The 7,445-nt window shown below is 71.2% G+C and carries 6 protein-coding genes and 1 pseudogene; 6 read left to right on the top strand and 1 reads right to left on the bottom strand.

Annotated elements, in window-relative coordinates; all coding sequences use genetic code 11:
- Positions 1 to 866, bottom strand: an 866-nt coding sequence (locus V7793_RS29770; RefSeq protein ID WP_336012238.1) for a serine/threonine-protein kinase, incomplete at its 3' end; no start/stop codon positions are given.
- Positions 867 to 1,241: 375 nt separating this feature from the next.
- Here V7793_RS29770 and V7793_RS29765 point away from each other — a divergent pair.
- From V7793_RS29765 to V7793_RS29740, 6 genes and pseudogenes are all read left to right on the top strand, one after another.
- Positions 1,242 to 1,550, top strand: coding sequence for a hypothetical protein (locus V7793_RS29765; RefSeq protein WP_030367101.1), 309 nt, complete (start codon positions 1,242 to 1,244; stop codon positions 1,548 to 1,550).
- 246 nt (positions 1,551 to 1,796) lie between these two features.
- Positions 1,797 to 2,642, top strand: coding sequence for a hypothetical protein (locus tag V7793_RS29760; protein ID WP_336012245.1), 846 nt, complete (start codon positions 1,797 to 1,799; stop codon positions 2,640 to 2,642).
- Positions 2,632 to 3,981, top strand: coding sequence for a hypothetical protein (locus V7793_RS29755; RefSeq protein ID WP_336012234.1), 1,350 nt, complete (start codon positions 2,632 to 2,634; stop codon positions 3,979 to 3,981). The genes V7793_RS29760 and V7793_RS29755 overlap by 11 nt, the downstream gene beginning before the upstream one ends.
- Before the next feature lie 2 nt (positions 3,982 to 3,983).
- Positions 3,984 to 5,537 carry an SCO6880 family protein gene (locus V7793_RS29750; RefSeq protein ID WP_336012241.1) on the top strand — a complete coding sequence of 518 codons (1,554 nt, stop codon included), beginning with the start codon at positions 3,984 to 3,986 and terminating at the stop codon, positions 5,535 to 5,537.
- A 10-nt stretch (positions 5,538 to 5,547) separates the two neighbouring features.
- Complete coding sequence (locus V7793_RS29745) at positions 5,548 to 6,975, top strand: ATP-binding protein (RefSeq protein WP_256789769.1); 1,428 nt, start codon at positions 5,548 to 5,550, stop codon at positions 6,973 to 6,975.
- Between the two features lie 42 nt (positions 6,976 to 7,017).
- A pseudogene (locus tag V7793_RS29740) lies at positions 7,018 to 7,445 on the top strand (type VI secretion protein); the annotation flags it as partial.

Raw genomic sequence — 7,445 nt, 5'->3', positions numbered from 1 at the left:
GCGGCCAGGGGGGACGGCACCGGGGCCGGCATCGGCGTCCGTACGGGCCGGGGCGGCTCCTCCCACGAGGGCCCGGCGAACCAGTCGGCCACCTCCTGCGCCGACGGCCGCTCCTCCGGCTTCTTGGCGAGCATCCGCAGCAGGTACGCCTCGAAGGCGGGCGGCAGGTCCGCCCGGTGCTGACGGGGCGGCACGGGCGGCGTGTCCACGTGGAGGTAGAGCAGCGCGGTGGGGCTGTCCGCCCAGAAGGGCGGCTGGCCCGCCAGCAGCTGGTAGATCACACAGCCCAGGGCGTAGACGTCCGAGGCGGGGCCGGCGACCTTGCCCAGGGCCCGCTCCGGGGCGAGATAGGTGCTCGTGCCGACGATCTGACCGACCCGCGTCAACGCGGCGGAGGTCTCGTCCACGAAGCGGGCGATGCCGAAATCGCCGATCTTCAAGGTGTCGTCGGCGTCGAGCATCAGATTGCCGGGCTTGATGTCCCGGTGGACGACGCCCTGGCGGTGTGCCGCGGCCAGGCCCGCCGCGGACTGCGCGGCGATGCGGGCCACGCGGCGCGGCGCGAGCGGGCCGCGCGAGGACAGCTCCTGGGCCAGGCTGGGCCCCCTGACCAGCTCCATCACCAGATAGAAGCGCCCGTCCCAGGACCCGAAGTCGTAGACGGCGACGACCTGAGGATGATTCAGGCGTGCGGCGGTCTGCGCCTCCAGCCGGAAGCGGGAGGCGGCGGATTCGTCGCCGTCGTCGCCCAGCAGCAGCTTCACGGCGACCTGACGGCCCAGCACCTCGTCCTGAGCCTGCCAGACTTCGCCCATGCCACCGCGGCCGAGCAACTCCGCCAGCCGGTAGCGATCGGCAACCAGCACCCGTACCACCCTTGATCTCGATGCCCCCGTAGCGCGCGAGCCGGCCCGACGGCCCCGAGGCGCTGTCGGCACCCGGGCGGCGCTCGGGACAGCGTACCGACCGAACACACAGTCGTCCGAACATCCCCACGCCCCCCTGCTCCACCGATGATTGCCCGCCGCCGACACCCGTGATACACAGAGTCACCTTAGGAGTACCCACTGACATCGCCTTGCGCCGCAGGTCAGGGGCCTACGGGGAGCATGCGTACGAGTTCCGCCAAGAAATGCCGCCAAGTCGACATGCTGGGGCGGGATCTTCGGCAAAGATAGGTCCTGACCTTTACCCAGCGGTGAGAGCGATGACAACAACCCATTAGGGGCGGTGAGTTACACATGTTTTTGGCGGCCGGCAAGGGCGACATCAACACCATTATTGGCGGAATCGCCCCGAACTGGGGGCCGTTCGGTAGCCTGGGCAACGAGGCTCGCGTGATGATCGAGGTCATCATGGCCGTGGCGATCCTGCTCTGTCTCGCCATCGCGATCTGGGGCGCGGCGAAGCAGCGGATCGGCGCGACCGCCCTGCGCGACACCTTCAGCGCCGAGCAGGGCAAGGGTCTGATCGTCGCCGGACTGACCGGCGTCTTCATCATCGGCTCGCTCGGCACCCTCTTCACCATCGTCTACGGCATGGCCGTCTGAGCACGGGGGCGCACGGGCATCACGCGCCCGGCACCCCCTTCCCGGCCGGGGTCCGTCCCCTGCCACCTGCCCCCTCGCGCATCGTCCCCGCGCAGACCCTCTCGTCCCCGATTCCCCCCGCACCCGAGGCTGCCACCTGATGCCCCCTCACACCCCTTCGTCCCCCTCCCCCGGGATTCCCCTCCCGCCGCTACCGTCATATGCGGGTGCCACTGCGGCGACGACGTATGAGGGGACGTGCGCGCAATGAGTCTCGGCGAGGACGGTTACGACGACGAGGACCACGGCCTGACCCGCACCCGGCTGCCGGAGGGCGAGGGCGATCCGTACGGCCCGCGCCGGGGCCGCGGCGGGGGCCGCGGGGGCCGCGCGGGGTTCTCCAGCCGGAACATGATCACGGTCGTGGGCGTCGTGGTCCTGCTCATCGCGGCCATCGCCTTCGCCAACAGAGGCGGCGGGTCCGACTCGGACGACGCGGAGAAGAGCGGCGACAAGGTCAGCGCGGAGGCAACGGCTCCGTCGGGCGTCAAGCCGGTGGGGGGCAAGAACGGGGGCATCGCCTCCGGTTTTGCCCGGACCGAGCAGGGGGCGCAGTCGGCGGCGGCGAACTTCGCGGTGGCGCTCGGGGGGGACGGGATGTTCAAGGAGGAGTCGCGGCACGCGATCGTGGAGGCGATCCACACGCCCGAGGCCGCCCGTGACCTCCAGGCCAAGCTGGACAAGGCCTACACCGCCGGCTTCTTCAAGAACCTCGGCCTCAACGACGACGGCTCCGCCCCCAAGGGACAGACCTTCGTCTCCCGCACCGTCCCCGTCGGCACGAAGACCACCGCCTTCAGCGAATCCGAGGCCACCGTCGAGGTCTGGTGCACGGGCCTGGTCGGTCTCGCCGGGGAGGGCTCGACCAAGCCGGTCGCCCAGACCTGGTTCACCATCATCCAGAAGCTCCGCTGGACGAACGGCGACTGGAAGCTCGGCTCGTCCGACCAGAAGCAGGGACCCGCGCCGGTCAGCGGCGACATCCGCGCTTCGAGCGCCGACGAGATCACCAACGCGGTCAAGGGGTACGGAGGGTTCACTTATGCCAGGTAGCCGTCGCCGCGGCCTCTCCCTGACGGCGGCAGTGGTGTCCGTCCAGGTGGCAGTGACCGCGCTGGCCTCGCGCGCCGCCGCGGACCCCCCGCCGTCGCCGTCGACCCCGCCGTCAGCCCCGCCGTCGACCTCTCCGGCCCCCTCGTCGAGCCCCAGCCAGGGCGGCAGCGACCCCTGCGACCTCATCGTGGGCCAGGCCAAGAGCATCTGCCAGGGCAAGGACAGCAAGAGTTCGTCCCCGTCCGCCCCCGACCCCCAAACCGCCCTCGACCCCCTGGCCTCCCTGGCGAAGGGCTGCGCCGACGCCGCCTCCTGGATCATCCGGAAGCTGTCCGGCGCCGTCGAGGCCACCGGGAACGTGGACTTCACCAACGCCACCTTCCTGCGGCAGTACGCCGTGGTCTTCGCCGCCTCCACCGTGCTCACGCTCGTCCTCTGGCTGCTGGCCGTGGCCAAGCGTGCCGTGCGCGGCGTGCCGTTCACGGAGGCGTTCACGGAGGCCGTCGGCTTCCTCTGGCTCACCGTGCTGGCGTCGGCGTTCACCCCGCTCATCCTCTACACGCTCGTCTCCGCCACCGACGGCGTCACGGAGGTCATCGCCACCGGCACGAACGCGAACAACGACGCCTTCTTCGGCACGTTCGCGGACGCCCTGAAGAAGGGCGAGGGCATCGGCGGCGGCCCGATCATGCTGATCGTGGTGTCCTTGGTGTCGGTGCTCGCCGCAGGCGTCCTCTGGCTGGAGCTCGTGATCCGCGCCGCCCTGCTCTACGTGGGCGCGCTGCTGGGCACCGCCGTCTACGCAGGGCTCGTCGACAAGAACATGTGGGGCCACGTCCGCCGCTGGGCGGGCATCATGATCGCGGTGATCCTGGTGAAGCCGATCATCGTGGTCGTGCTGGGCCTCGCCGGGGCCCTTTCCTCCGGCAAGGGGCCGAACTCCTTCTCGGCCGTGGTCTCCGGCCTCGCGATCATCATCCTGGCCATCTTCGCCAGTGCGATGATCTACCGCTTCGTGCCCGGCTTCGGCGACGAGATCGCCAGCACCCGCAGCGCGAGCAGGGACGCGGCGTCCCGGCAGGCCGCCGCCGTGATCTCCTCGCCCGCCGCCCTGGTCAAGCAGGGCATCACGACCCACAGCGCCCGCGGCTCGGGCGGCTCCGGCGGCAACGGCCACCAGCCCCGGCCGGCCGACTCCGTGGCGGGCGGCGTCGCCGCCCACAGCACCCGGCCCCCCGCCCGCACCGGCGACAACAGGGGCAACGGAAGCAACAATTCCGCCGCCCGCGCGCCGCGTGCGCAGAACCGCAGCAATACGCCAGGAGGTGAGCGGAGTTGACGATCCAGGCCCAGTCCCAGCCGGTCGCGGCCCGCCGTACGTATCTGATCGGCCGTGCGCGTCCCAACGCGGTCGTCGGCAAGAACCGGGAGACCGGGGAGATCGCGCTGATCATCGCCGGGGCGTTCCTCGGCATGATGTGCGGCCTGCTGGTGCCCGTCCTGCCGCTGCGGATCGTCACGCTCACCGGGTTCCCGATGCTGGCGCTGGCCGCCGTGTACGTCCCGTACAAGGGCCGCACGTTCTACAAATGGTTCGAGATCAACCGCTCGTTCAAGCGCACCCTGCGCCGCGGCACCGCCTACCGGTCCGCCGCCGTCGAGGCGGGCACGCGCATGGACGGGCGCGAGATCGAGGTCGGCCCGCCCCCGGGCATCGGGCGGATCAACTGGCTCGCGGCGCCCTTTGGCCCCGACGAGATCGCGGTGCTGCTGCACGCCGACCGGCGCACGGTCACCGCGGCGATCGAGATCGAGGGCCCCGGCGTGGGCCTGCGCGACTCTGAGGACCAGGAGGCGCTGGTCGACCGGTTCGGCACGCTCCTCAAGCACGTGGCCAACGGCGACGGCTATGTGACGCGCATCCAGATGCTCGCCCGCACCCTCCCCGCCGACCCCGACGCCCACGCCAAGGATGTCGAGCGCCGCGGCGACGTCAACTCCCCGAAGTGGCTGAAGGACTCCTACGACCAGCTGCAGTCGATGGTGTCGACCTCCTCCGAGCAGCACCGCGCCTACCTCGTCGCCTGCATGCACTACACCCGCGAGCTGGCCGCCGAGGCCAACGCCATCGCGCGCGCCTCCCGCCACGACGGCGGCAAGCGGCGCCTGGACCGCGACGGCGGCCTCGCGGTGGTCATGGCGCGCGAGCTGACGGACATCTGCGCCCGGCTCGCCGAGGCCGACATCCGGGTGCGCCAGCCCCTCGGCCAGAGCCGGCTGTCGTCCCTCGTGCACTCCATGTACGACCCGGACCACCCCATCGACCACATCCAGGCCATGACCCAGCGCAACGCCTGGCCCGCCGAGCTGGACGCCATGGAGCCCACCTACCTCCAGGCCAAGACCCGCGAGTCGTCAACGCGCGCACCCTGGTGTCATTCCACCGCATGGGTGAAGGAGTGGCCCATGACGCCGGTGGGCGTCAACTTCCTCGCGCCCCTGCTCGTCCACACCCCGGACGTGATCCGCACGGTCGCGGTCTGCATGGACCTGGAGCCGACCGACGTCGCCATCGAGCGCATGCTGACGGAGAAGACCAACGACGACGCCGACGCCTCCCGCGCCGCCAAGATGAACCGCGTCGTCGACCCGCGCGACGTCGCCCACCACTCCCGCGTCGACCAGCGCGGCGAGGACCTCGCCAGCGGCGCGGCCGGCGTCAACCTCGTCGGGTACATCACGGTGTCGTCCCGCTCGCCGGAGGCGCTCGCGCGCGACAAGCGGACCATAAGAGCCTCGGCCGGCAAGAGCTACCTGAAGCTGGAGTGGTGCGACCGCGAGCACCACCGGGCCTTCGTCAACACCCTGCCGTTCGCGACCGGCATCCGACGATAGGGGCAGTGCCGTGCTCGACCCGCTCGCCTCACTGACCGATGCGTTCACCAGCTTCCTCTTCGGGAAGGTGGAGACCACGCGGCTGCCCGTACGGACCTCCACCGGCCAGGCGCAGGCCGTCTACCTGCCGACCGCCGCCCCCGGCCTCGGCGACTCCGGCGTGGTCATCGGGCGCGAGGTCTACTCCGGCAAGGGCTACATCTACGACCCCTTCCAGCTCTACGGCCAGCAGCTGCCCGCGCCGCACTGGCTCGTCCTCGGCGAGTCCGGCAACGGCAAGTCGGCGCTGGAGAAGACCTACGTCCTGCGCCAGCTGCGCTTCCGCGACCGGCAGGTCGTCGTCCTCGACGCCCAGGGCGAGGACGGCGTCGGCGAGTGGAACCTGATCGCCCAGGAGCTGGGGATAACGCCCGTCCGGCTGGACCCGATGGCGGCCCGCGAAGGCGGCATCCGGCTCAACCCGCTCGACCCGTCGATCACCACGACCGGGCAGCTCGCCCTGCTGCGCACGATCATCGAGGTCGCGATGGGCCGCGGGCTCGACGAGCGCTCCGGCTTCGCCCTCAAGGTCGCCCACGCCCATGTGAACGAGACGATCCTCGACCGGCAGCCGGTGCTGACCGACATCGTGGAGCAGCTGCGGCACCCGGAGGCCGAGTCCGCGGAGACGATGAACGTCGACATAGACGATGTCCGCGCCTGGGGCCTGGACGTCGCCCTGGTGCTGGACCGGCTGGTGGACGGTGACCTGCGGGGCATGTTCGACGGGCCGACGACGGCCGGCATCGACCTCGACGCCCCGCTGATCGTCTTCGACCTCTCCCACATCGACCGCAACTCCATCGCCATGCCCATCCTGATGGCGATCGTGGGCGTCTGGCTGGAGCACACCTGGATCAGGCCCGACCGGAAGAAACGGATCTTCCTGGTCGAGGAGGCCTGGCACATCATCAACTCGCCCTTCGTGGCCCAGCTCTTCCAGCGGCTGCTGAAGTTCGGCCGTCGGCTCGGCCTGTCGTTCGTGGCGGTGGTCCACCACCTGTCCGACGTCGTCGACGGCGCAGCCGCCCGCGAGGCCGCGGCGATCCTGAAGATGGCCTCCACGCGCACCATCTACGCCCAGAAGGCCGACGAGGCCCGCGCCACGGGCCGGGTGCTCGGCCTGCCCCGCTGGGCCGTAGAGATCATCCCCACGCTCACCCCGGGCATCGCCGTCTGGGATGTCAACGGCAACGTCCAGGTCGTCAAGCACCTCGTCACCGACGTCGAGCGCCCGCTCGTCTACACCGACCGGGCCATGACCGAGGACGGCGACTTCGCGCGCGAGCTCGCGGCGGAGGCCGCGGCCGCCGAGCGCGCGGCAGCGGCCCTGGAGGCGGAGTCGGCGGGCGGGCCGTACGGCTCCTCGTCGGCATCGTCCGAGTCGACGGTGGCCTGAGACAGCGGCGGGGGCAGGAGCGGGAGCCGGGGGGCAGGATCCATGGGCGAAGGACGACCGGAGCGCGGCATCCCGGACGGGCTGCTGATGGCGGTCATCGTGATGCTGCTGAGCATGACGCTGCTGGTGTGGGCGACGACGGGCCTGGCCGCCCTCTTCGCCCACGGCGCCTGGCCGGAGGCGGTCACCCTCACCCGTACGCCCCTGGCCCTGCGGCACCTGGTGACACAGCCGCGCGACCTCCCGGCCGCCTGGCCGGACACCCCCGCGGACAGCCTCTCCGGCTACGGCCTCTTCTGGGGCCTTCTGATCGGCGAACTCCTCGTGCTCGTGGTCCTCGGCATCTTCGTCGTGGGGACGGTGGCGCGGTGGAAGGCGGTACGGGCGCGACGGCGGGCGGATGCTCCGGCCCTGGTGGACAGTCCTCGTTCGGCGTCGGGCGCGGCTTCCGGTGAGGTTTCCGGCGCGGC

It is taken from the genome of Streptomyces sp. KLMMK (genome assembly GCF_036961605.1).
Lineage (GTDB): Bacteria > Actinomycetota > Actinomycetes > Streptomycetales > Streptomycetaceae > Streptomyces > Streptomyces telluris.
The sequence above is the reverse complement of the archived record's forward strand: the minus strand, read 5'-3'. Positions and strand labels throughout refer to the sequence as shown.

Coding starts and splice junctions, on each gene's coding strand:
- V7793_RS29765 (WP_030367101.1), top strand. CDS start 1,242: ATGTTTTTGGCGGCCGGCAAGGGCGACATCAACACCATTATTGGCGGA.
- V7793_RS29760 (WP_336012245.1), top strand. CDS start 1,797: ATGAGTCTCGGCGAGGACGGTTACGACGACGAGGACCACGGCCTGACC.
- V7793_RS29755 (WP_336012234.1), top strand. CDS start 2,632: ATGCCAGGTAGCCGTCGCCGCGGCCTCTCCCTGACGGCGGCAGTGGTG.